At 38.9% G+C, this 25,732-nt stretch carries 21 protein-coding genes and 1 other annotated feature; of the genes, 17 read left to right on the forward strand and 4 right to left on the reverse strand.

Features of this window, described 5'->3' with window-relative positions; translation table 11 throughout:
- Positions 1-2: 2 nt before the first annotated feature.
- The gene (locus ACOSV2_RS04290; protein WP_428974051.1) at positions 3-1,676 is read right to left on the reverse strand and encodes a ribonuclease J; all 1,674 of its coding nucleotides are present in this window, start codon (positions 1,674-1,676) and stop codon (positions 3-5) included.
- Between the two features lie 164 nt (positions 1,677-1,840).
- On the opposite strand from ACOSV2_RS04290, the gene ACOSV2_RS04295 reads away from it, so the two are divergent.
- From ACOSV2_RS04295 to ACOSV2_RS04320, 6 genes are all read left to right on the forward strand, one after another.
- A complete protein-coding gene (locus tag ACOSV2_RS04295) occupies positions 1,841-2,500 on the forward strand; it encodes an O-methyltransferase (RefSeq protein ID WP_428974052.1) in 660 nt (219 codons plus the stop codon).
- 56 nt (positions 2,501-2,556) lie between these two features.
- Positions 2,557-2,765, forward strand: a binding site (T-box leader).
- Between the two features lie 230 nt (positions 2,766-2,995).
- On the forward strand, positions 2,996-4,243 hold the full coding sequence (gene tyrS / locus ACOSV2_RS04300) for a tyrosine--tRNA ligase (RefSeq protein ID WP_428974053.1): 1,248 nt from the start codon (positions 2,996-2,998) through the stop codon (positions 4,241-4,243).
- A 157-nt stretch (positions 4,244-4,400) separates the two neighbouring features.
- Positions 4,401-4,721 (forward strand): ArsR/SmtB family transcription factor, encoded by a 321-nt coding sequence (locus ACOSV2_RS04305; protein ID WP_428974054.1) that lies wholly within the window; start codon positions 4,401-4,403, stop codon positions 4,719-4,721.
- 168 nt (positions 4,722-4,889) lie between these two features.
- On the forward strand, positions 4,890-5,750 hold the full coding sequence (locus ACOSV2_RS04310) for a permease (RefSeq protein ID WP_428974055.1): 861 nt from the start codon (positions 4,890-4,892) through the stop codon (positions 5,748-5,750).
- Between the two features lie 388 nt (positions 5,751-6,138).
- Positions 6,139-7,101, forward strand: a complete 963-nt coding sequence (locus ACOSV2_RS04315) for a GNAT family N-acetyltransferase (protein WP_428974056.1) — start codon at positions 6,139-6,141, stop codon at positions 7,099-7,101.
- Positions 7,102-7,182: 81 nt separating this feature from the next.
- On the forward strand, positions 7,183-8,097 hold the full coding sequence (locus ACOSV2_RS04320; RefSeq protein ID WP_428974057.1) for a ferritin family protein: 915 nt from the start codon (positions 7,183-7,185) through the stop codon (positions 8,095-8,097).
- Between the two features lie 99 nt (positions 8,098-8,196).
- On the opposite strand, the gene ACOSV2_RS04325 is transcribed toward ACOSV2_RS04320, so the two are convergent.
- Positions 8,197-8,814: an acetate uptake transporter gene (locus ACOSV2_RS04325; protein ID WP_428974058.1), complete on the reverse strand. Its 618-nt coding sequence runs from the start codon at positions 8,812-8,814 to the stop codon at positions 8,197-8,199.
- A gap of 735 nt (positions 8,815-9,549) precedes the next feature.
- Here ACOSV2_RS04325 and ACOSV2_RS04330 point away from each other — a divergent pair.
- The 11 genes from ACOSV2_RS04330 (at position 9,550) to ACOSV2_RS04380 (ending at position 23,155) form a co-directional block, all read left to right on the forward strand.
- Positions 9,550-12,714 carry an SNF2 helicase associated domain-containing protein gene (locus ACOSV2_RS04330; RefSeq protein ID WP_428974059.1) on the forward strand — a complete coding sequence of 1,055 codons (3,165 nt, stop codon included), beginning with the start codon at positions 9,550-9,552 and terminating at the stop codon, positions 12,712-12,714.
- 246 nt (positions 12,715-12,960) lie between these two features.
- Positions 12,961-14,550 (forward strand): spore germination protein, encoded by a 1,590-nt coding sequence (locus ACOSV2_RS04335; protein ID WP_428974060.1) that lies wholly within the window; start codon positions 12,961-12,963, stop codon positions 14,548-14,550.
- A gap of 21 nt (positions 14,551-14,571) precedes the next feature.
- Positions 14,572-15,774, forward strand: a complete 1,203-nt coding sequence (locus tag ACOSV2_RS04340) for a Ger(x)C family spore germination protein (RefSeq protein WP_428974061.1) — start codon at positions 14,572-14,574, stop codon at positions 15,772-15,774.
- Positions 15,775-15,779: 5 nt separating this feature from the next.
- A complete protein-coding gene (locus ACOSV2_RS04345; RefSeq protein WP_428974062.1) occupies positions 15,780-16,016 on the forward strand; it encodes a hypothetical protein in 237 nt (78 codons plus the stop codon).
- Positions 16,017-16,036: 20 nt separating this feature from the next.
- Entirely contained in the window at positions 16,037-17,161 is a 1,125-nt protein-coding gene (locus ACOSV2_RS04350; RefSeq protein ID WP_428974063.1) for a GerAB/ArcD/ProY family transporter, read from the forward strand.
- A gap of 51 nt (positions 17,162-17,212) precedes the next feature.
- Entirely contained in the window at positions 17,213-18,346 is a 1,134-nt protein-coding gene (locus tag ACOSV2_RS04355) for a GerAB/ArcD/ProY family transporter (protein ID WP_428974064.1), read from the forward strand.
- 71 nt (positions 18,347-18,417) lie between these two features.
- The gene (gene mgtE / locus ACOSV2_RS04360; protein WP_428974065.1) at positions 18,418-19,776 is read left to right on the forward strand and encodes a magnesium transporter; all 1,359 of its coding nucleotides are present in this window, start codon (positions 18,418-18,420) and stop codon (positions 19,774-19,776) included.
- A 224-nt stretch (positions 19,777-20,000) separates the two neighbouring features.
- Entirely contained in the window at positions 20,001-20,621 is a 621-nt protein-coding gene (locus ACOSV2_RS04365) for a TetR/AcrR family transcriptional regulator (protein ID WP_428974066.1), read from the forward strand.
- A gap of 41 nt (positions 20,622-20,662) precedes the next feature.
- Positions 20,663-21,547, forward strand: coding sequence for an ABC transporter ATP-binding protein (locus ACOSV2_RS04370; protein WP_428974067.1), 885 nt, complete (start codon positions 20,663-20,665; stop codon positions 21,545-21,547).
- Positions 21,548-21,553: 6 nt separating this feature from the next.
- A complete protein-coding gene (locus tag ACOSV2_RS04375) occupies positions 21,554-22,345 on the forward strand; it encodes an ABC transporter permease subunit (RefSeq protein ID WP_428974068.1) in 792 nt (263 codons plus the stop codon).
- Between the two features lie 15 nt (positions 22,346-22,360).
- Positions 22,361-23,155: an ABC transporter permease subunit gene (locus ACOSV2_RS04380; protein WP_428974069.1), complete on the forward strand. Its 795-nt coding sequence runs from the start codon at positions 22,361-22,363 to the stop codon at positions 23,153-23,155.
- Positions 23,156-23,608: 453 nt separating this feature from the next.
- Here ACOSV2_RS04380 and ACOSV2_RS04385 read toward each other — a convergent pair whose 3' ends face one another.
- Entirely contained in the window at positions 23,609-24,103 is a 495-nt protein-coding gene (locus ACOSV2_RS04385; RefSeq protein ID WP_428974070.1) for a DinB family protein, read from the reverse strand.
- Between the two features lie 134 nt (positions 24,104-24,237).
- Positions 24,238-25,689 carry an MDR family MFS transporter gene (locus ACOSV2_RS04390; protein WP_428974071.1) on the reverse strand — a complete coding sequence of 484 codons (1,452 nt, stop codon included), beginning with the start codon at positions 25,687-25,689 and terminating at the stop codon, positions 24,238-24,240.
- Positions 25,690-25,732 lie beyond the last annotated feature (43 nt).

Genomic DNA, 25,732 nt, shown 5'->3' on the forward strand with positions numbered 1-25,732 from the left:
AACTACACTTCAATAATAATGGGTAAAATCATAGGTTTCCTCTTCAGGTGCTTGAAAAGGTATTGGCCAACGTCTTTTTTAATCGCCTGTTTCATTTCTTTCCAGTCCCGAACATTTTCTGCAGACAATTCATCTACGACTTTTTTAACGAGATGGTTTACATCCTTTAATAGGTCTTCTGAATTTCGTACAAAAACGAATCCCCGTGATATGGTATCAGGCCCAGAAACAATCGAATGCTCCGACTTACTAAGGGTAATGACAATGATAAGCATTCCATCTTCAGAAAGTTGTTTTCGATCACGTAACACTATTGATCCGATATCTCCGACGCTCAAGCCATCTACAAAGGTGTCTCCTGCAGGAATGGCACGCGTTTGTCGGGCAACGGAATTCTCGATATCAACGACTTCACCGTTTTTTATTATAAAAGTATTTCCTGCTTCTACTCCTACCGATTCAGCCAGGATTCGGTGATGATGCAGCATTCGGTATTCACCATGTATAGGAATAAAGTAAGTCGGCTTCATTAATGTTAGCATTAGTTTTAAGTCTTCTTGATACCCGTGTCCTGACACATGCATGCCTGTTGTACTCCCACTTCCGTATATCACGTGGGCACCAAGTTGAAATAAATTATCCAGAATTCGTGATACGTCCTTTTCGTTTCCAGGTATGGGTGAAGCAGCCAAAATGACAGTATCACCTGGATAAACGTATACGTCCCGGAAGCTTCCAGTCGATAGGCGCCCTAGTGCAGCTCTGGGTTCCCCTTGACTTCCCGTACATAAAATCGCTACCTTTTCAGGAGGTAATGCATCAATTTCACGGGCATCGATCAGCATCCCGTCAGGCACGGTTAAATATCCCCGTTCCATGGCGACTGAAACGACATTGATCATGCTCCTTCCTAATAAAGCCAGCCTCCTGTTTGTCTTAATGGAAGCATCGACTACCTGTTGGACCCGGTTGACATTGGAAGCAAAGGTTGAGACAAAGATCTTTCCAGTGGCTTTCGAGAAAGCTTCATCCATATGATTTCCCACCATTTGTTCAGAAGGGGTCAAGCCGCTCCTCTCCGCATTCGTGCTTTCAGAAAGTAAGACCATTACCCCTTCATCACCGATCCGGGCCATTTTATGAATGTCTGAGTATTGATGATTGGCAGGGGTTAAGTCGAATTTAAAGTCTCCAGTATGTACGACATTTCCTTCCGGCGTATGAAATACGATACCTAAACAATCGGGAATGCTGTGACTTACCTTGAAGAAAGAAACATCGATCGTTCCGAAATTCAGGTTGGAATTTGAGTCGATGGTTACAAGTTTTGTCTCTCTTATAAGCTTGTGCTCTTCTATTTTTAGTTCGATTAATCCCAAGGTGAAATGTGTTGCATAAATGGGCATGTTAATTTTTTTTAGAAGATAAGGAATACCACCTATGTGATCCTCGTGTCCATGAGTGACAATTAATCCCCGTATTTTATCTTTGTTTTTTTCAAGATAAGTAACATCAGGAATGATTAAGTCGATTCCCAAAAGACTTTCATCAGGAAACTTACCTCCACAATCAATGATGACAATATCATCACGATGTTGAATGACATACATATTTTTTCCGATTTCATTGATTCCGCCAAGTGCAAAAATGGATAATGCCTGTTCATTGGTATGCAAGAATGAACCCTCCATGACAAATTGTTTTGGTTATTATGCCCGTATAGGTTGATATCATTAAGGTGGATTTTGTTTTGAGAGATAAAAAGTTACGTTAAATGATTAATATATGGTAAATTATGCTATTATTGTTTAAGAAAGTTACATACTAAGGAGTGATGGTGATGACATCAACAAAAACATGGACAGAAGTAGATCAATATTTCACGAATAAACTTCAAGTATCAGATCCACTTATGGATTCTGTATTGAAAGCAAATAGTGAAGCAGAACTGCCTGCAATCGATGTATCTCCGAATCAAGGGAAGTTCCTCTCTTTGCTCGCACGTCTTAAAGGAGCGAAACGCATATTGGAAATCGGAACCCTTGGAGGCTATAGTACGATCTGGCTTGCCCGTGCTTTGCCCGAGGACGGTCATCTTGTAACCTTGGAATATAGTGAAAAACATGCAAAAGTCGCTGCAAAAAACATACAAAACGCTGGAATGGATCGAAAGGTGGAAATTAAGATAGGTGCTGCCTTGGATACATTGCCGACTATTGAGGGTGAATTTGACTTTATTTTCATCGATGCAGACAAACAAAACAATGCAAATTATTTAAAATGGGCACTCGAGCTTTCTCAACCTGGAGCTGTCATCATTACAGATAATGTGGTACGCGCTGGAAGAGTAATTGATGATAATAGCGGAGATGAAAGCGTTCAAGGTGTTCGCCATTTTGTTGATATGTTGTCTAAAGAGCCCCGAATTGATTCAACGGTTGTTCAAACCGTCGGGTCTAAAGGTTACGATGGGTTTGTAATGGGGATTGTGAAGGGCTAAAAATTTTTATTGTATTTTATGGCATTCTTATGTAAAATAAATGAAAATTCATAATCTTAGATGTCATGATAGGAACGAGTAGTGACTTATCTCCCTGGTGAAGAGAGCTGATGGCTGGTGGAAATCAGTACAAAGATAAGCGCGAATTACCTCCTTAAACATTCTCTGTGAACCCTTAGTAGTAGAGAACGGCCGGTCCGTTATCCGTATGAAGTGGAAGAGAAATCTTCAATGAGGGTGGTACCGCGTTAACCACGTCCCTTTTTTAGGGGCGTGGTTTTTTGGTGTGATTTTTAGTCGAGGAGAGTGGATAACGGCGAAATCTTTGATTTAACGGCGAAATTCTCATTTTATCGGCGAAATCACAAATTCGTAATTGGCAATCAAAATATATCAGCAATATTTTCATTTTATCAGCAAAATTAAAATAATTTCAGAAACCCCACCAACCTAACAAATATTTAAACGAAACATATTAATCAAGGAGGAATGATCATGCAACACAAGTGGGAATCACTTTCGCAAGAACAACAGGCAGAAGTAGAAAGGCAGTTAGCCGTATACAAAAATGGAGTGCATGAAATCATTCCAGAAACAGAATTAAGAAACAAACTCGTCAAGTCAATTGCAACTGGAGTACCATTGAAAATCAAGCTGGGTCTAGACCCAACCGCTCCTGATGTTCACCTGGGTCATACGGTTGTTCTGAACAAATTAAGGCAGTTCCAAGAAAACGGTCATATCATACAGCTCATTATTGGGGATTTCACCGGTAAGATCGGTGATCCAACTGGCAAGTCTGTTGCAAGGAAGCAGCTGACTGATGAAGAGGTAAAAAGAAATGCCCAAACATACTTTGAGCAATTTGGGAAAGTCCTGGACAAAGAGAAGGTGGAGCTTCATTACAATTCAAAATGGCTGTCATCGTTGAATCTTGAAGATGTGATTCATTTGTCCTCTAAGATAACGGTTGCTCGATTAATTGAAAGAAACGATTTTTCGAATCGGTTGTCAACAGGGAAGCCAGTATCGCTTCATGAGTTTTTCTACCCGTTAATGCAAGGATACGATTCCGTCGAATTAGAAAGTGATGTGGAGCTTGGCGGGACGGATCAGCAGTTTAATGTGTTGATGGGGCGGCATCTTCAGGAGCATTATAACCAGGAAAAACAAGTTGTCATATTACTTCCTTTACTTGAAGGCCTTGATGGTGTAGATAAAATGTCAAAATCAAAACATAATTACATTGGAATTGATGAAGAGCCTAACCAAATGTTTGGGAAGACGATGTCGATTCCTGATGAATTGATCATCAAATATTTCAACCTGATAACGGACATATCTTTAGATGAGAAATCGAAAATAGAGAAGGAATTAATCGAAGGGACACTCCACCCCAGAGATGCCAAAATACATTTAGGAAAAACCATCGTGTCTATGTACCACGGTGAAGAAGCAGCCGGGCAAGCCGTAAACAATTTTAAGGAAGTATTCCAAAAAGGCGCCCTGCCTGATGATATTCCAGAGATAAAGTGGACTGGTGAAAGTAGAGTGTCCATCATCGACTTACTTGTTGAGTTAAATATGCAAGCTTCAAAGAGTGAAGCGCGGCGGATGATTCAAAATGGAGGAATCAGAATCAATTCAGAAAAGGTTCTGGATATACAAGTAGAAGTACAAATTGAAGATGGACTGATTGTACAGGTAGGTAAGAGGAAATATAAAAAGCTGCGAAAAATATAAATAGTAACTCAGTAAGAAAGTCGTCTAATCAACATGAATGGATGGCTTTCTTATTTTTTATAAATCAAATATTTTTGATTTATTAGTTGACTTAATGGAATATCTTGCATATATTAAAGATATATCAAATAAATTTGATTTAAAAGGAGCAGATAGTATGAATAAACAAATTCCATTAACAGATATATCACTGGATTCAACCTTCAGTAAATACGAAAAAAAATTCAAGGCACTTGCAGATCAAAAAAGGTTGTTTATCCTGCATCAAATTACTGAAATGGGAGAAGTGTGCGTATGTGACTTATCGGATAAATTAGACTTACCCCAATCTAAACTTTCCTACCATCTGAAGATTTTAATGGACGCTGAGTTGATCTTTAAAGAAACTCGAGGCACTTGGAGTTACTATACATTAAATCACACTGAAATGAATCACTTGTTATCAGAGCAACTTTGCTGCTTGTTTAGGAAGGAATAAGATGCTCAATCTCTTTATGGTTTATTAATCAATAAAAATTGATGTAAGGAAAGGAAGATGTTTTGAGAAAGAGCTTGCTTAAATTCGATTTATTAATCAAAAAAAGTTGATATATAATTTACGATAATTAATCAAGAAAATTGATTAATTAAAATGGAGGTAGTCAAAATGACTATATTGAAAGATTTCATCAGTATTGCTCTTGAACTAACTGTGCTGTTTGTCGGAATTTCCTTTGTTATTCATTTACTGCAAGGACTCATTCCCTATAAAAGGATGGAGGAGCTGATGGATAGAAGCCATCCTCTGTTGAGTGCTCTGATTGCTGTTGGTTTTGCGTTCGTCACACCATTTTGCTCCTGTTCAACCATCCCTATTGTCGTAAATCTATTGCGAAACAAAGTCCGTTTTCCCATTGTGATGATTTTCCTTTTTGCGTCTCCTGTACTGGATTTAACGATTTTGTCCTTGATGACATACTTACTGGGATGGAAAGTAGCCATTGCATATACAATATTAACCACTTCTTTTTCTATTATCATCGGATTTGCGTTGAGTGCATTTGGATTTGAAAGACAACTAAAAAATGTCATGGTAGAAAATTTCTCAGCCCCTGAGAATGGAATCGACATTAAGAGAGCGATAAGAGAAACACTCACACTTATGAGAAATGTCTATCCTTTTCTTATTATCGGGGCTGGGATTGGTTCGGTTATTCATGGTTCTGTTCCAACTGAATGGATTACAACCTATTTAGGAGGAGAGAATTGGTGGCTGGTGCCGATAGCTGCGATTATCGGGATTCCTTTATACATCCGACTATCTACAATGATCCCGATCTCTCAAATTCTTATTGCTAAAGGTATGGCACTGGGACCAGTAATGGCTCTAATGATTGCATCAGCAGGAGCAAGCCTTCCGGAAGTGACTTTACTCCAAAGCATCTTTAAGAAGAAGCTCGTGTTTGCATTTATTGGCTCTGTCCTCATCATGTCTACTATGTCGGGTTTCTTATTTTACTTTATATAAGGAGGTGGACAAATTGAATTGGTTAAAGAGCTTGATTGGTCAGAAAGAAAAGAAGGATTGCTGTAAAGTGAAATTGGTTGAAGTAAAAGAAGAGAATGCTAAAAAAGAATGTTGTCAAAAATGAAAAATGAAGCCCTCGTTTTCTAACGTAGGGCTTCATCTTTTTTTGTTAGTATTTTAAGTTAAGGGTGTTTGCGACTAGATGTATTAAAATCAATGAGTCGCCGTTTCTTTATTTTATTTAAGTTATAATTTCCCATATAATGAAAACGAAGAGAAGAAATGAGGTTTCAATCCGTTATTTGAAACATAGTAAAAATTGAATATCATTTCAAAGCAGATCTGTTGTCTAATGAGCAACTTATAAGAGATTAAGAGGAGAGCTAAAATGAGTACAATCACAATTGAAAAAGCAAGAATGCAAGATGCAGAAATCCTTACAGATATAAAAAGGAAAGTGTTTGATGCTGAAAAAGAAAAATGGCTTCCATATGCAGAGAATGTGGTCGATTACAATATCCAGCCACCAGGCTACGACTCCATCGAGATGGGGAAGTATATGATCCGAGAATTGAATTATTTCAAAATCCTTTATCAAGAAGAGCTTGTTGGAGGTGTGATTGTCACGTTAGAGGGAAAGCGCCACGGAAGAGTCGACCGTATCTTTGTTGATCCGGAGTTCCAAGGAAAAGGAATTGGTTCATCTGCCATAAGATTAATAGAAAGAAAGTTTCCACAGGTGAAATCGTGGGAACTTGAGACATCCAGTCGGCAGCTGAATAATCATGCCTTTTACGAGAAGATGGGGTACACGAAAATCTTTGAATCAGAAGATGAATTCTGCTATGAAAAAAGGGTAATACTTGATGCTACAGAAGAGGTTGAGACGAGGGAGATTCTCATTCAAGGTGATACCTTGGGACAAGTTGACCTTTCTCGGCTACAAGTGGAACAGAGCGACATGACGGAGACGGATTTCTATGGGATCGCCGGGGGTCATACCACATTTAGCAACAGTAATCTAATGGGAGCTCAATTTAACAATTGCAATCTAAGTGAATCCCGCTTTCAAAATATTAATTTCAAAAAATCCCTGATTGCTGATTTGAATCTTTCACATAGTGAATTCGCCCATGTGACTTTCGGTGGCGTTTATGTTCATGATACGACTCTTGAAGATGAGGAGGAGCCTGTAAGATTTGAGCGTTGTGATCTTAAAGGGAGTCCGTTTAAAAGTTGTAATCTGAATAATGTTGAATTAATAGATTGTGAGACGGAGGGAATGAGGATCAATAATATTTTGGTGAAGGATCTTTTGGATGCGTATGGAGTAGTACATAAGAAGAGGTAAAGTGAAAATCTCCAGACACCCGATTTAGGCGGAAGTCATAAGATACTTAATGACAGACAGAAAGGAGAGGTGTCTTTCTATATGAATCCTTATCAATTTTATCGTCAATTCAAACCTTTTCATTTAGATGGTTACTCGCGTGTTCAGGAGGATCAATCACTGTTAAAAGATATACAAAAGGCAATTAACGGAGAATATAGTGCGATCGCTTGTTATAAAAAACTTGCCAAATTGGCCCCAACCGAAGAAGAGAAAAATCGCATTCGAGAAATTCGAAAAGATGAAATGCGCCATTTCAAAGCTTTCAGTGATATCTATACGAATATAATAGGAGTCCCGCCCACTCCTCAATTGCAAGAAGGTTGTCCTGATTCATACAAAAGAGGTCTTGAATTCGCCATAAAAGACGAGCAAGAAACGGTTGATTTCTATTTAGAGATTGCTGATGGCGCCCAAGATTCCTATATAAAGGAATCATTCCGTCGGGCTGCTGCAGATGAACAAAATCATGCCGTTTGGTTTTTGTATTTCTTTATCAAGAACCAAGGGAGCTGGAGACAGGAGAGGCAAATGGATTACGGCGCAAAAGGAGCACTTGAGGCAACTTCACTCACTGTCCCTCAAATGCTCGTTTATGCCATGCAGGATGAATACCTGGCTCAGGCTAGATACGATCGAATCATACAGAATTTCGGTAATGTTCGAACCTTCTTAAGAATAAAAGAAGCCGAGCTGCGACATATTACAGCTTTGCAAACCCTTTTCCAGCGCTATGGTGTGCCATTGCCTGAAGATAATTCTCAAGCCTATACCTCAACTCCTGATTCGATTAAGAGTGCATACGCAGCAGGAGTTGAGGGCGAAATTGATAATATTGCTATGTATAATAAATTTCTGACTAACAATCTTCCTCAAGATGTAAGATTTGTTTTTACACAATTGAGAGATGCTTCACAGAATCATTTAGCTGCTTTTGAGAGAGGGTTAGCCAGATGATGTGACCGAAGGATCCTCATTTCGGCATCTTGATTCCAGTATTGATAAAAAAATGAAAAAAAAGAGATAGATGAGCTTGTCATCTATCTCTTTCTTCGCTTACTTAAATATCCCGAATGGCTTTCCTACAGGAAGTGTTTCTCTCCCAAAGTGGGTGTTCAACACACTTGCCGCAGAGCCGTAGAAGCTGAATAATGCAATAAACAACTCGGAAATGGCCGCTAATTTATGCATTGCTTCAGGTGCAATCCCTAGTGTAGACAGGGAAAGGCCGATAAATAAGAAATCAATCAGGACAAATATAATGAATAAGACCTTATGTGTTTCCATGGCGCCAACGGTCATAAAAATACTGAAAATCAGGTAACCGATATACGCAATCCCCAGTTGGTGTGGATCTACAGCAGCCGCCGCTGCTTCTCCAAACACACCGAATGAAATTAACCAGGATGTTCCGACTCCAAGCCAAAATAGACCGAATGCTCCAAATGCAGTGGATCCGAACGTATTATTATGTTTTGCATCTCCAAAACATGCAATCAGCTGTGCAATTCCACCAAGGAAAATCGCCCATGGTAATACAAATGAAACCCCATCCGTCCATCCAAGTTTCGCTGAAGAAGCGACAAGGGTAACCATAGCTAATCCGAAAAGTCCAAGAGCAGATGGATCCGCTGTAGCTATTTGAACTCGTTGAATATTTTGTGTTTGATTCATGCTGATACCTCCTATTAAACATACTTGACTAATTTACATAAAAAAGTCTCCATATGCAATAGAAAATATTATGTAAGCATAACTTTCATAAAAAATGTGGTATTTTTGATGTAGTTTAGGTATAAAAGTGAGGTTCGCTGATAAAATTTTTTCATACACTAATCCAGCTCTCATAACCTCATCAAAAGAGTCGATTTCAACCAGATTACGACTCATCCAATGAAAATTCATCAAAAACATACTCACTAATGAAAAAACTCCCGGATTATCCGCAAAAAGATAATCCGGGAGTTCTTCCTTCTGAACGTACATCCAATTCACAACAAAAAAATGCATGAATTGAGTCTATCCTACATACATATCAACAGGGGACAAATATTTTACTCGAGCGATCCTCTAGAAGGGGGTGAGGGTGGTGGAGAACTACTTTATTTTCATGCTGATATTTCAAGCAGGAAGTTTCATCATTTCGTTGTTGAATCATATTGAAAAGTAGAGGGCTCCTTAAAGATTTTTCCGGACTATGACTGGCCTCATAGTTCGGATTTTTTTCTGTCGGATCGCTTCCCTTATAGTCTATGTAGATCTTCTCACGAATATACGTTTCTATTAATATAGTAATCGATGACGTACAGTTTCTAAATTTGCCTATTGTTGTTATCATGGGATTATTGAAGAAATCCAATTAAGGAACTTTCTCTTACATACAAACATTTCCAGAAAGGAACCAGACACGTGAAGGTCATACATCAAAAACTTATAAAAGAGCGATGCGGTACTGTTTCTTTCAAAAGGGGAGAGGGCTATTACCGTTCCAATAAAGTGAAAATGGACGAATTAAGTTCGAATTATTGTGAAGCGACCGTTATGGGGGAGGAAGATTTCCACGTAACCGTTACAGGGGGAGCTAATGGAGAACTCCACGCAAAGTGCAGCTGTCCCAAACTGGCATCATTTGATAAAGATTGTCAACATATCGCAGCTGTCCTGCTCGCTATTCAATATGAGCAGCGTCGGGGAAACAGCCAAGAAGGGGGAGTAACAGAAGAATTTTTCACCTTGTTTCAGGATGAATCCATACGTTCCACTGGTCACCAGAGGCATTTTGAAAATAGACAAGTACTGCAATGTGAAATACTGATTAAGCCTGTAACCTTAAAAACTGGTGGAGCTATGATCGGGATTGAATTAACGATACACTCTGTCAAGGTTCAACAGGTTAGGGGGTTTCTACAGAGCATCAAAGAAGGAGTTCCCTTCCAACTTTCAGAATCATTCATTTTTAATCAACAATTTCATTGCGTTGAAACCGATACCGATCCTGTGATGCAACAGCTTAGTATAGTGGCCCAGGAAGAGACGATATACTCTTCAACTGAAGTGAACACTAATGAACAATTGCTCATCCCACCCTCAGCATGGGAGCGGCTTTTACCGTTTCTTATAAAGGCACCAAGGGTTAAAGTAGAGCAAAGCCAGTACACCGTAGAAGGGATCAAGCTATTGAAGACCCCGCTTCCATTGAAGTTCGAATTTGGCCAAAATGAGAATGGAAGCTACCTTTTACACATAACCGGGTTAAAAAATATGATCGTCCTTGATGAATATCAAGCCGTTTTTCATGAAGGAACAATGACCCGACTGGACACCAGGGATTGCAAGCGTCTTTCTGAATTAAAGCGGCTTCTCAGCAAATCAGGAACAGACTCGATACCCATTCCTCAAACCAAGATAGGCTTTTTTCTTGAGAAAGTAGCGATTGGTTTAAAGAAATTGGGGAAGGTCACAATCTCGGACGGAATTTCCAAAAGCTTGGAAAAATCGCCGCTTGTGGCAAAGCTGTATCTTGATAGAGTGAAGAATCGCTTGCTCGCGGGTCTTGAATTTCATTACGAAAATGTAGTGATTCACCCATTGGAAAATCGCGAACCACCATCGGGATCCTTACTAATTAGAGAGGTGGAGAAAGAAGATACCATCCTTGAATTAATGGAAGAGTTCACTTTTGGAAAAACAGAAGGCGGTTATTTTTTACACAATGAGGATCAAGAATATGAATTTTTAACGTACGGAGTGACTAAGATTCAGAAGCTTGTCCAGATCTACGCGACTACGGCAGTTAGAAACCGTGTCTTTAAGGGCAATAATGGTCCGAAGATTCGGGTCAAGGTGAAGAAAGAACGAATGAACTGGCTGGAATTCAAGTTTGAAATGGATGGGATCCCTGACCGGCAGATCATGGAGATCCTGGAGGCATTAGATGAAAAACGTAAATATTACCGGATGCGAAACGGGTCGCTTCTTTCACTGGAATCCACTGAATTCCAGGATATTCAGCGATTTCTTCATACGTCACAAGCGGAGAAAAAGGATTTAATCAAGGGACTCGAGCTGCCATTGCATCAAAGTCTTCAACTCCTGGACTCAGTTGATACGAGCCACACGTTCAAATTAGGGGAATCGTATAAAGAGTTCCTGCAACATATCATGAATCCCGGCAGTATGGATTTTGCCGTACCACCAACCTTGAACACACTGTTGAGAAAATATCAAAAAGACGGCTATCAATGGATGAAAACCCTGGCCTTTTATGGTCTTGGCGGGATCTTAGCAGACGATATGGGGTTAGGAAAAACCATCCAAAGCATTTCTTTTATTGTTTCTGAATTAGATGAGATTAGGACCCAGAAACTTCCGGCTCTGATTGTTTGTCCTTCGTCCCTCACCTATAACTGGCAAAGTGAATTTACGAAGTTTGCTCCTGAAATACAAGCAGTGATACTGGATGGAAATAAAGCAGAACGAATGAAGAAGCAGAATGGATTAAAGGGTGTCGATGTGATCATCATTTCCTATCCGTTACTTCGGAGTGACATCAAGTGGTATGAGCAACAGAAATTTCACACGGTGTTTTATGATGAGGCTCAGGCGTTTAAAAATCCAATAACGCAAACAGCAAGAAGCGTAAAGAAAATCGAAGCCAATCACCGTTTCGCACTAACGGGAACACCTGTTGAGAACTCACTCGAAGAGCTGTGGTCAATCTTTCACGTAATATTTCCGGGGTTATTTCGAGGGCTTAAAGATTACAGTCGTCTTACAAAAAAAGATATCGCCAAAAGAATTCGCCCGTTTGTCCTGCGCAGGATGAAGGAAGATGTTTTATCAGAACTTCCTAAAAAGCAGGAGATCATGGAATCTGCGGAATTGCTGCCACCTCAAAAGGAATTGTACGCTGCTTATTTAGCCAAGCTGCGTCACGATACGCTTAAGCACCTGGATAAAAATACTTTGAGGAAAAACAGAATCAAAATTCTGGCTGGTTTAACCAGACTTCGACAAATATGCTGTCATCCAGGTTTATTTGTAGAGGGCTACCAGGGAACTTCAGCAAAATTCATTCAGCTCATGGAGATTTTAGAAGAATCAAGGCTTTCAGGCAGGAGGGTGTTGATTTTTTCACAGTTTACTAAAATGCTTGAGTTAATCGGAAGAGAGCTTTCGGCAAAGGGGCAGACCTTCTTTTACCTTAATGGTTCAACGCCTTCTGAAGAGCGGGTAGGCATGTGCAACAGTTTTAATGAAGGCGAACGCGACTTGTTTCTTATTTCATTGAAAGCGGGAGGTACGGGACTCAATTTAACAAGCGCTGATACCGTCATCCTCTATGATACATGGTGGAATCCCGCTGTCGAAGAGCAAGCAGCGGATCGAGCCCACCGCATGGGGCAAAAAAATGAAGTACAAGTCATCAAGCTCATTTCCCGCGGAACCATTGAAGAAAAAATGAATGAGCTGCAAGATAAAAAGAGACACCTCATTCAAGAGGTGATCGACCCTGAAGATAAAATCGTTTCTTCCATGACGGAAGATGAGCTTAGAGAAATATTATCGTTATAGTCAATATAAAGGTGGAGCTTCTATATAAATGAAGCTTCACCTTTTATTTATATATTCCTCCTGAATTTAAGAAAGAAGGCTCATCGAACGAATAAATATTTTATAAATAAGCATGATAATTGGGAAAGAATAGAAAGTTTCATGCGATGAAGATATTGTTGTTTTTTCAAAATGGTTGTGATCTATTATTTGAAATGAATGTGACAACTAATGATAAAAATTTGTACATAAAGTCAGGTGTAATTCATGAAAAGACGTTCAAAAACAAATAAAGAAGATGAAACAAATACGACCTCCACACCTCAAGATAATAACAAGGGTACATCACAAGAGATTCAATTACATCCAAGCTTAGAAGAAAATCTAAAGTCCATCTCAAAAGCAATTGGAAATAGTGATGATGTTGTCATAAGGAAAATTAAATTAGGAAAAGGAGGGTGCATAGAGGCAGGGATCATTTATACAGATGGTATCGTTGACACAAAATCAATCTATGATTTTATCTTAGAACCTCTCATGATTGACTTTGATTCTGAAGACAATAGTGATACTGAAAGAGATTTATTGGATTGTTTGAGAGATTCTGTTGTTGCTGTTGGAAATATTCAAGAATGTAAAGATTTTCAGACACTATATTCCACTCTCTTTTCTGGACACGTCATCGTATTAATTAATGGATTTACGAGAGGGTTCACTATCGATTTAAGTGGAGGAAAGGACAGGGAAGTAGCAGAAGCCACTCAGGAATCTGTTGTCAGAGGACCGAGGGAAGCGTTTACAGAGTCGTTACGGACGAATACAGCTTTGATAAGACGGAAAATCAATGATTCAAACCTTTGGGTAGAGTCTAAAAAGATTGGGAGAGTCACCAAAACACAGGTTTCTGTTATGTACATTAAAGGAATCGTCAATGACAAAGTGCTGGAAGAGGTAAGAGAGCGTCTTGATCGAATTGAGATTGATGGGATATTAGAAAGCGGTTATATTGAGGAACTGATTGAAGATAAAACATTCTCTCCATTCCCTACAATATATAACACAGAACGCCCCGACGTGGTTGCTGCTTGCCTTTTGGAAGGACGTGTAGCCATTTTGGTAAATGGTACTCCCTTTGTTCTAGTGGTCCCTTCATTATTCACCCAGTTTTTCCAAGCTGCTGAAGACTATTATCAAAGATGGGATTTTAGTACCCTCATACGTTTCCTTCGTTTAATTTGCTTTTTTATCGCTTTATTAGCCCCTTCAATTTTTATTGCTGTCACTACGTATCATCATGAGATGATACCGACCCCACTCCTTATTAGTCTGGCGTCTCAGCGTGAAGGTGTACCATTTCCTGCTTTTGTCGAAGCACTAATAATGGAAGTGACGTTTGAAATATTACGGGAAGGCGGTATAAGGATGCCGAGAGCAATCGGACAAGCCGTCTCCATTGTTGGCACATTGGTCATTGGAACAGCAGCGGTAGAAGCCGGAATTGTGTCTGCTGCAATGGTCATTGTTGTATCTATTACAGCGATCGCGAGTTTCGTGGTACCGTCTAACAATATGGGTATTTCTATTAGAATGATTCGCTTTTTATTTATGGGATTGGCTGCGTCATTTGGCATTTTCGGGATTACCGCTGCGTTTATTGCAATGATACTCCATTTATGCAGTTTACGTTCGTTTGGCATTCCTTATATGAGTCCTTTTGGACCGTTTAATGTTGAAGATCAAAAGGATTCCCTATTCAGATTTCCTCACTGGGGATTGATCTCACGCCCACATTTAATGAATCACCAGAATGTGAATCGTGAAAATAGTCCATCCCCAACCCCACCTGATAATCAATAATAGATGTATGGAGGTTGTTTGATGCTTAGAAAAACAATAACTCTCCTTTATATTTTTCTTTTGATTCTTTGTACTACCGGATGTTGGAACCGGGTTGAGTTAAATGAACTGGCCATAAGTGTAGGTCAAGGAATTGATAAAGAGGATGGTAAATACAAGGTATCTACGCAAATTGTTATTCCGAGTGAAGTCGCTTTAAAAGCAGGTACGAGTTCTGGAATACCCGTAACCCTTTTTACAGGGACTGAAGAAACCGTATTTGAAGCAATGCGGGAAATAACGACTGTCAGTCCGAGGAAGATTTATCATTCTCATCTCAGGATTCTTGTCATTGGGGAAGAATTGGCCAAAGAAGGGATAGGGAAAGTGTTGGATTTTTATGCAAGGGATCATGAATACCGGACAGATTTCTTTATTGTAATTGCCAAGGAAACGACTGCTGAGAATATATTATCAATGTTAACTACAATTGAGAAAATACCGGCAAACAATATGCTTTCCTCTCTGGAAACCTCAGAGAAAACATGGGCCCCGACAACCTCCGTAACCTTACATGAACTTATCCGGAGCCTGGTGACTGAAGGAAAGAGTCCAGTACTAACAGGTATTGAAATTAAAGGTGAACCTTCTATTGGAGATAACGTTCAGAACATAGAACAGATTAACCCTGCAGCCTATTTAAAATATTCCGGCATAGCGGTTTTCAAGAGAGACAGAATGTTGGGATGGTTAGACCAGGAACAGAGTAGAGGGTATAACGTCATCATTGATAATGTGAAAAACACGGTGGCTAATGTTCAGTGTCCAAGTGAAGGGGAAATGAATTTTGAGGTTATACAGTCAAAAACCAAAGTAAAAGGAAAAGTGGAAAATGGAATACCCAAAATTGAAGTTTCTATCGAGTCCGAAGGAAATATAGGAGAAGTGAAATGCGCCATTGATTTAACAAAACCAAAAACCATTTATGAATTAGAGAAGCAAACAGAGGATAGTTTTGTGAAGCTCACTCAAGAAACAATAAAAACAGTTCAGGAAGATTTCGGAGTCGATATTTTCGGATTTGGTGATGTCATTCATCGTTCAGACCCTGAGTCATGGAAGAAGCTAAATAAGGATTGGAATGAAAAACACTTCACTGATCTTGACGTGAATGTGAAAGCTGATATTAAAATACGCCGTTTAGGTAAGATAGGAAACTCATTTTTACCTGAAATGAAGGAGTGACCATAATGTGGGCAACGCTGGGAATTGTTATTATAGCTATCCTCATTATTATGGCTGAAGTACCTTCCCTTTTAAAAAATAAAGCTAAAAGAGAGCTATGGGTATTTTCTGTTCTATTCGTTATTGGAGTTGGATTAAGCATATCGAGAGGTTTAAATGTCAGTCTCCCAAATCCCTTGGACGTACTCATCATCGTATATAAACCTCTCAGTGATTTGCTCACGTCGTTGTTACATCCATAGTAAATGAGGTGTGAATTCTTTTGAATAACAAAAAAATAGATCTTCCTCAGTTTACTATACTTGTAATACTCATTACCATTGGAGATTCTATTCTTGTATTACCGGCAATACCGGCTGCTATAGCCAAACAAGACGCCTGGTTATCAGCGATTCTGGGATTACTAATTGGTTTATTTGTCGTCTATTTATTGGGAACGGTAGGGAAACTATATCCTCATTTGACATTAGTGGAATATAACGAAAAAATCCTTGGAAAGTGGCCAGGAATTTTTGTTTCGATTCTATTTATTTTTTATCCGCTGCTATCTGTTGCTGCTCATGTAAGAGAAATCGGGGATTTTACAACAACACATATCATGACTAATACACCTGTGTTAATGGTTAACCTGTTATTTGTAGTCATTATCGTCATGGGGGCACGATTAGGCATAGAAGTGATTGCGAGATCAGGAGAAATATTTTTCTTTTTCTTTACGATCCTATTTGTAGTATTTATTATCGCACTTGTTCCCTTAATTGATTTGAAGAATGTGCAACCTATTCTTGAGGGTGGGATAAAACCCGTCATTAACGGTGCCTTTACAGTGGTGGCCTTTCCTTTTATGGAATTAGTGGTATTTTTAATGGTTTTACCCTATGTTAATCATCAAAGAAAAATCAGAAAAAGCTTCCTCATAGGTTCTTTATGTGGGGGGCTTGTATTAGTCATTATCATTTCTTTTACGATTCTAATACTGGGGTACGATCTTACACAAAGGTCTTTTTATCCTACATTTGCTTTAGCCAAAGTGATCAGGATTGGTGATTTCCTGGAAAGGATAGAAGTGATATTAGCCGTGATGTGGATTTTAACCACCTATTATAAGATTACGTTTTATTTTTATATTTTGAACGTAGCATTAGCCCAAATAGTAAGAATAAAGGAATACAAGGTACTCCTCTACCCAATGGGTATGATTGTCACTGTACTTTCAATCGTCATTTCTCCTAATGCAGCCTATTTTAATAATACGATTTCAAAATATTGGCCATTTTATGACAGTACATTTAGCGTGTTTTTACCTTTGCTTCTATTGATTGTAGCTTTCATAAGAAAAAATGGAAAAATAGGTTATAACCAAGAAAAAAGTAACACTGATCATTGAACGAAGCATAAGAATGGTTTAGTTATTGAAAAGTTGTAATTTTTTCACTGAGTGGGTGTAAGGGAGGGCTACCTCATAACAACATACAAAATAAATTCAACCCAGTTGTTTGTATTGATTTTCTTGTTTGAATTAGGCAGTTCAATTATCGTGGGATTAGGATTTGAAGCAAACCAGGATGCATGGTTAGTGATCCTATTAGCTATGATAGGTGGAATCATTCTATTTCTTTTGTATGAATCCCTTTTTAGACAGTATCCCAACCTTCTATTAACGGAATATGTGGAAATGATAGTAGGGAAATACCCTGGCAAAATCATTGCTTTTATGTATATTGTTTATTTTTTCTATATTTCAGGAAGGGTATTGCGGGATTTCGGAGACCTTCTCATTACCACTACACTTAGTCAAACACCATTAGTGGTCATAAATTTACTCATGGTACTATTGGTTGTTTACGCCTACTATTTAGGGATCGAAGTTATTGCGAGAACTGGTAATATATTTTTCATAATCCTAACGATCCTCGCTTCATTGTTTTTTATATTCGTATTTATTGATCGCCTCCCGCAAATGGAGCATCTTCAGCCTGTACTTGAAAAAGGGTGGCTTCCTGTTTTAAAAACAGCATTTCCCTTAACCTTAACATTCCCTTTCGGTGAACTTATCGTGTTTACGATGATTTTCCCATTCTTAAATAGAAAGGAAAAGTTATTGAAGACAGGGCTTTTTGCAGTAATATTTAGTGGTACCGTACTCATTGTAACCATGGTTGTCATCCTAAGTATACTAGGGCCAACTATAGGAAAAAATACAGAATTCCCCCTTATGGAGGCAATAGAAAAAGTAAATATTGCAGAAATAATTCAACGTTTAGATCCCATCGCACTGGGGATATTCATTATTGGTGTCTATTTTAAAATCACCCTATTCTTTTTTGCGGGTATGTATGGGTTTGAGAGATTGTTTCGTATCAAGAAGCAAAAATTCTTTATTTTACTGTTGGGTACAGCTATTCTTGCAAGCTCGGTATTTATGGCTGAAGGGTTTACTCAGCATTTACAAATAGGTCTCAAAGTTGTTCCGATATATGTACATATGCCATTCCAGGTGTATATTCCAATATTATTATTTCTAATAATGGTAGTGAAAAGATTATTCAAAAAAAGGAGTCGCTCCCTGTAGAAGGTCAATTTATTAACATGAAAAAATGTTAGGTTGAGCTGGAATAGACTCTTTAGCAAAGGGGGGCACATATGGCGTTGGCTATGACTGAAAACGAAATCACGCTTGCCATTATTCAAAGCCTTAAAGACGGTAAAAAAAATGCGTTTCTTGAAATAATAGAAGAATTGCAGCCCTATGACATAGCTCAGCAATACTTAAATGTGCCATCAAAACATCAAAACAAATTCCTATTATTTATACCTTTAGAGCAATTAACAGAATTCATTCAGGAAATTGATAAAGATATTCAATTAGTGGTGCTACAAAAGCTGGGGATTGAAAAATCATCTAAAGTCCTGGACTTGATGGAAAATGATAATCTGGCCACTTTATTGACCGACCTTAAACCTGAGAAGATTGAAGAACTCTTGTCAGAAATGAACCAAGAGGAATCTCAAGTTGTTATGAATTTAATGAATTACCCTCCAGAGACGGCTGGTAGAATGATGAACAACCGCTATGTATGGATTCCGAAGCATTATACAGTCCGTGAGGCAGTGGATAAATTGAAGGATTTTGCCGAATTGGCTGAATACCTTAACTACTTGTATGTAATCGATGAGGAAAAGAAACTAATTGGCGTTATTTCTTACAAGGATTTGTTACTAGGGGAACTACAGGATAAAATTGAAACGATTATGTACAGCAGAGTGGTCAAAGTAGATGTGTATACGGATCAGGAAGAAGTAGCCAAGTTGATTAGTCGGTATGATTTCATTACGATTCCGGTCATTGATGAAAATGGGAAATTGGCTGGTGTCATTACCGTTGACGATATTATAGATGTCGTCATTCAAGAAGCAAATGAGGACATTGAAAAGTTGTCAGCTTCCGGAAAATCGATTGACTTCAACACCAAACCATTAGTAGCCGCCTATCGTCGATTGCCCTGGCTGATACTGCTATTATTCATTGGACTCGTTTCAGGAAGCATCATTAATATGTTTTCTGCCACACTGGAGCAAGTCGTGGCACTCGCTTTCTTTATGCCCATGATTGCTGGAATGACGGGTAATACCGGAACTCAATCACTTGCTGTAGTCGTAAGGGGGCTTGTTTCAAACGATTTAGACTTTGGGCAGGTATTGAAGCTGATCATCCGTGAGCTTTCAGTTGGTATCATCATTGGAGTGACATGCGCAGTGATGATTGCTATCATTGCATTTATTTGGCAAGGAAATATCATATTAGGTCTGGTAGTCGGGAGCTCCTTACTCATCACTCTGATTATTGGGACGTTGGCAGGGACAATTATTCCGCTCGTCCTATACAAGTTTAATGTTGATCCTGCTGTTGCTTCTGGTCCATTAATTACTACAATCAACGATATCTTGTCTCTGATGATCTATTTTGGGATTGCTACCATGTTTATAACGAGATTAATGTAAGGGATATGGGCGAGCTTGAAAAGGAGCATGAATGTTATGCTCCTTTTTTTGATTAGAGGGAATTGGTCTGAAAATTCAGTATTGTTTTGCGGTTTGGGAAAAGTACGCAATAAGGGGTAAACTATTATGCGAAAATAACATTGACCACACTGGTCAAAAAAAGCTATAATAAAATTGACCGATGTGGTCAAACGCTTGTCCCCTTAAAGGAGGAAGAGAAAATATTGTTTAAAACATTGAACATAGATCCTGAGAAAGAAGAAAGGATCATTAATGCAGCAACTCAAGTTTTTGCGAAGAATGGTTACCAAAATGCCTCAACAAACGCGATCGTGAAGGAAGCAAAGATTTCAAAGGGAATTTTATTTCATTATTTTAATAGCAAAAAGGATTTGTATGTTTCACTGTATGAACATCTATCCGACTTATTCACTGAGAAGATTTATGAGCGTATTGACTGGAAAGAGCGCGATATTTTCGTTACGATTCGTGCAGTAACGTTGATAAAGTTTGAGCTTTTTGCCATTTATCCGCACCTCATAAATTTCCTTACTAGTGCATTTCTCGAAGAAGCACCTGAAGTGAAAGATGATATCGAGCAGATTAAAGTTAAAATGGTGGAGAACAGCTTTGCAAAATTATTCTCCAATATGGATACATCGAAATTCAAAGAAGGAGTCGATGTGAAAAAGTCGATTCAAATTATTTATTGGACCTTTGAAGGAATAGCCAATCAACAACAACAAAAGGCTAAGACACTTTCCGTAGAAGAAATTAATCAAGAAGAAGTTTTGGCTGAAATCGATTCCTACATCGAATTATTGAAGGTATCATTCTATAAATAAGAAATAAGAAATAAGAAATAGGAAAAGGGAGGATGAGATCCATGAATGTGATTGAAATTAATGAATTAACAAAAACGTACGGAAAGTCCAGAGGGATTACCGACATCAGTTTCCAGGTGGAAGAAGGGGAAATCTTTGGCTTTATCGGGCCAAACGGCGCAGGAAAATCAACGACGATTCGAACCCTCCTTTCGCTGATTCATCCGACGAGCGGCAGTGCGAAAATATTCGGTAAGGATTGTATTGAGTCCGCTCCAGAGATTGCGAAGGAAGTAGGATATCTGCCATCTGAAGTGTTCTATTACGACAATATGAAGGTAACGGATCTTCTTAAGTATTCTGCCAGCTTCTACAAGAAAGACTGCACGAAGAGGATTAAAGAATTAGCTGAAGTGCTGAACTTAGATTTAACAAAGAAGATTGATGATCTCTCACTTGGAAACAAAAAGAAAGTGGGAATCATTCAAGGGTTGCTCCATGAACCGAAGCTCATTATCCTGGATGAACCAACATCAGGTTTGGACCCTTTAATGCAACAAAAATTTTTCGAACTGCTTCAAGCTGAAAATAGGAAGGGAGCCACGATTCTATTTTCTTCTCATATATTAAGTGAAGTTCAGCGACTATGTGATCGAGTAGCGATCATTAAAGAAGGAAAAATCGTTCAAGTTGAAAAGATCAGTACGTTAAAAGAAAACAACCATAAGAAATTCAAACTTGAAATGAAAAGTGATGTAGATCAATCATACTTCGAGCTTGAAGGTGTGAGTAACCTTGAAGTGAATCAAAATCATGTAAGCTTCCTGTTCAGGGGGAATATCAACACGGTGATGAAGAAGATTGCCGATATCCAAATTACGAATCTTTGGATCGAGGAGCCGGATTTAGAAGAAATCTTCATGCACTATTACGAAAAGGAGGCTTGATCCTCTATGAATATCTTTTTATATGAATTAAAGGCTTATCGTAAGTCCACGATTATTTGGACCGGTGCACTCGTTGTGTTAGTGATCCTGTTTATGTCAATGTTTCCTTCTATATCTAAAGAAATTAATGAATTTAAGAAGCTCCTGGAAGGATTCCCAGAGGGAGTAAGAAAAGCGTTAGGTATTCAGGTGGACAGTATAGGATCTCTAAATGGTTATTATTCGTATATTTTTTTATACATCACACTATGCGGTGCGATTCAAGCAATGAACCTGGGAATCTCAATTAGCTCGAAGGAAATTCGTGAAAAGACAGCTGATTTTCTATTGACTAAACCAGTAACCCGTACGAAGATCCTTTTTTCTAAAATACTCGCAGCTATAACATCGCTGCTTTTTACAAATATCGTATATGTGATTGCAGCAATCACTGTGGCGAATGTAGTGGAATTGGAGAATTTCAGTCTGTATGTATTCTTGCTGATTTCTTTAACTCTCTTTTTCACTCAATTGATTATGTTTGCCTTTGGACTCATCACGGCTGTTATATTTCCTAAGGTGAAATCGGTAATCAGCTTATCACTCGGTGTCGTGTTTGCCTTTTTTCTAATAGGTATGGTTGCAGCTGCTGAGGAGGCTACTCGTTATTTATCTCCATTCAAGTATTTTGACTATAGCTATATCATGAACCATGAGGGATATGAATGGTCATTCCTGATCTTAGGGATCTTCTTGATTGTCCTTTCACTGATCGGAAGCTTCGTTATTTACAACAAAAAAGATATTCATACGGTGTAAGGGGAGGGGAACAAGATGAACGTATATATAAGAGAAATGAAGGCTCACCGTAAATCCCTTATCATTTGGTGTATAGGGATGATTGCCTTGATCGGTTCGGGTATGGGGAAGTTTGCAGGATTCTCTTCTTCAGGTCAATCGATGAATGAGCTAATGGCTCAAATGCCAAAATCACTTCAAGCATTTCTAGGCGTAGGTAGTCTCGATATGTCGACTGCCAGTGGATTTTATGGAGTGCTCTTTCTGTATATATTGTTGCTCTCAACGATTCATGCAACAATGATTGGTGCAACAATCATTTCAAAAGAAGAAAGGGATAAAACCATAGAGTTTCTGTTCGTAAAACCATTGCCCAGGAAGAAAATCATAGGGATTAAATTGTTGGCAGCTCTTACGCAAGTTGGGATTCTGTCGATCATCACATGGTCAGCTTCTTTACTAATAGTAGGAAGATATAGTGAAGGAGAATCCATTATCAGCGATATCGGAATCACCATGTTTGGAATGTTAATTTTACAAGTATTATTTTTAGTAATCGGAACGGCGATTGCAGCTTCGACCAAAAAGCCTGGGAAAGCCGCTACATTAGCAGCGGGCGTTTTATTAGTCACCTTTATCCTTTCCTTTGCCATCGACCTGAGCGAAAAAATCGAAGGCTTGAAATACTTCACACCATTCAAGTACTTTGAAGCGAAGACTGTGATGGATGGCGGTTTGGAATTGATGTTTGTTGGGATTTCAGTTGTTTTGATAGGGGTTCTGGCGGTATTTACGTTTATTCTTTATGACAAGCGGGATTTGAATGTATAGAAGTAAGTAAGCTAATGATGAACAATATAAGGTACGAGGATAAACTGACTGGGTTTATTTCCTATGCCTCAAAGTCGCAAGAAAAAACCTAAGGTAAGAAATCCGATAAAAACTTGACTAATCGTAGGAAAGAGGCTGGGACAAAACTAAAAAATCACCAATTAAAGACGAACAATAGAAGTGTAGGTTCTTAATATCGCTAATGATTTCCGTGCAAGACTACGCTTTCCGCGGGTAGCCCGTGAGCCTCCTCGGCAAGCCTGCGGGGTCTCACATAAGCTACTTTTCCCGCAGGAGTCTCCGTCTTGCACTCCAATCAACCGCTGGATACTGCTAAAATCAAATGGACCAAAAATAAATAATAAACCCGAACCAATCTGCCTTTAAGAAGCGGATTGGTTCGGGTTTCACTTAGACTAAAACACTTTTGTCCCAGCCTCTAAATGAATAGTTTTATAATTTTCCTTTTAGTTCTTCGATCTGTTCCAAATGCCTCTTTTCATGGTACCCAATAAACGGTACCCATTCATCTAATCGGATAAGTCCGAAAATAGGATGAGGATATGCTTTTTTCTGTAATTCTTCTTTGCTTGTTGTATAAAGAAAGGTGAGAAGGTCTTTACGGGAATTATTCAGTTTGTCCTTCATTTTCTGAAGTGTAAGACTTTCTTCAGTAGGAATGACAAATGGAGGTGCATCTACTTTTGTCGATCGGTCCACCGTATAGTGTATCGGCTTCGATGGCACTTCCTGCGCTTCACCTTTGGCTAACGTTGATTGAATCGCTTTCGTCAACGATCTTTCCATTAGGTACAGATGATCGAGCACTTGCATGATTGTCCATCGATCTTCTTCAATTCTTTTGTTTAAATCATCATTGGTTAAATCGCTAACACTATTCAATAGGTCAGAACGGATGTCCTCAATTAGTTTGATTTCTTTATCCATACTAGTTCCTCCTCAGGGGTGATTTCATTATTCATTTTACTCTTGAGAAAGATCGAGGTACAGTAATTGCACTTTTGAAAAAAACTCATTGGATTTGAGCTTTTCAGGTGAAATAGTAGTTTTTAGACGGAAATTTAACTTTCACTTCCAGCCTTTTGTCCTTCTTCATCAAAATCAGGGGCAACAGCTTTCCGGATGAATAACGAAATAAGGAAGGCGACGGCAGCTAAGGCAAGAGCAAACCAATAAGCATGATGTACACCATAGGTCATGGCATTATTTAAGAGCCCCTCTGTTACCTCACCCGATCTCCCTTCAATATACCCAGCCTGACTTTGTGTCATGATGCTGACAAAGATTGAAACACCCAGAGCCCCTGCGACTGGCTGCAGGGTGTTTGCAATAGCAGTTCCATGTGGATACAAATGCTTTGGCAGTTCATTTAACCCATTCGTTTGTGCAGGCATCATGATGGCTGAAATGGATAGCATCAGAACCATATAGAAAAGAACGAATAACCAGATCGGTGTAGATGGATTAATCGTGCTGAAGAAAATCATTACCCCCACTAAAGTTAAGGTTCCTGGAATGATCAGTTTTCTCGGGCCGTATTTATCAAATAACGATCCCATCGTTGGAGACATCAGACCATTTAAGAGTGCCCCGGGAAGTAATAATAATCCCGCTGCTTTTGCAGAATATCCGAGAGGTCCTTGTAAGTACATTGGCATGACAATTTCAGATGCAAACATAGCCATGATGACGATGACGAAAATCGAAACTCCTCTCGCATAGCTTTTATATCGGAAAACACGAACATCGAGAAGTGGTTCATCCAGCTTTAATTGACGAAGGACAAATAGGAACAGGCTAATAACCGAGATTGAAATGATCAAGATGATTTTCATAGATGTAAACCCGGCAGCTTCCTCTCCTGCTGAACTAAATCCATAGACGATTCCTCCAATACCGATAGAAGAAAGGATAATGGACAAGATATCCACACTGGGACGAGTAATTTCGCCGACATTTTGTAAATATTTTAGAGCGAATAGAATAGAGAAAACGGCGAAGGGAATGACCGTAATGAATAACCATCTCCACCCTAACAAGTCGACAATTACACCAGAGAGAGTCGGTCCGATCGCTGGTGCAAACATAATGACCAGTCCGAACGTACCCATGATTTTACCGCGGACTTCCGGTCGGTAAATTAATAATAAGGCATTCATGATGACAGGGATGAGTAAGCCGGTCCCAACAGCCTGAATCATCCGGCCGGCCAGCAACATAGGGAAATTCATGGCACATGCAGCAATCACCGTGCCGAGAAGAAACACACTCATCACACCGATAAACATTTGACGAGTCGTGAACCATTGGATAAGAAGGGCCGAGATTGGCATCAGCACACCCATGACGAGCATGAATCCTGTTGCTAACCACTGAACCGTGGGAGCATCGACGTTAAATACAGCCATTAATTCGGTTAGGGCGATATTTAACAACGTTTCATTTAATATGGCAAAAAAAGCACCGATCATAAAAGTAATGAGGATCGCTTTTGTATTGATTTGTGATGACATGTTGTTCCTCCATTAAAGATTAAAATAAAATACTTATCTATAA

This window comes from Rossellomorea sp. DUT-2, from assembly GCF_052665285.1.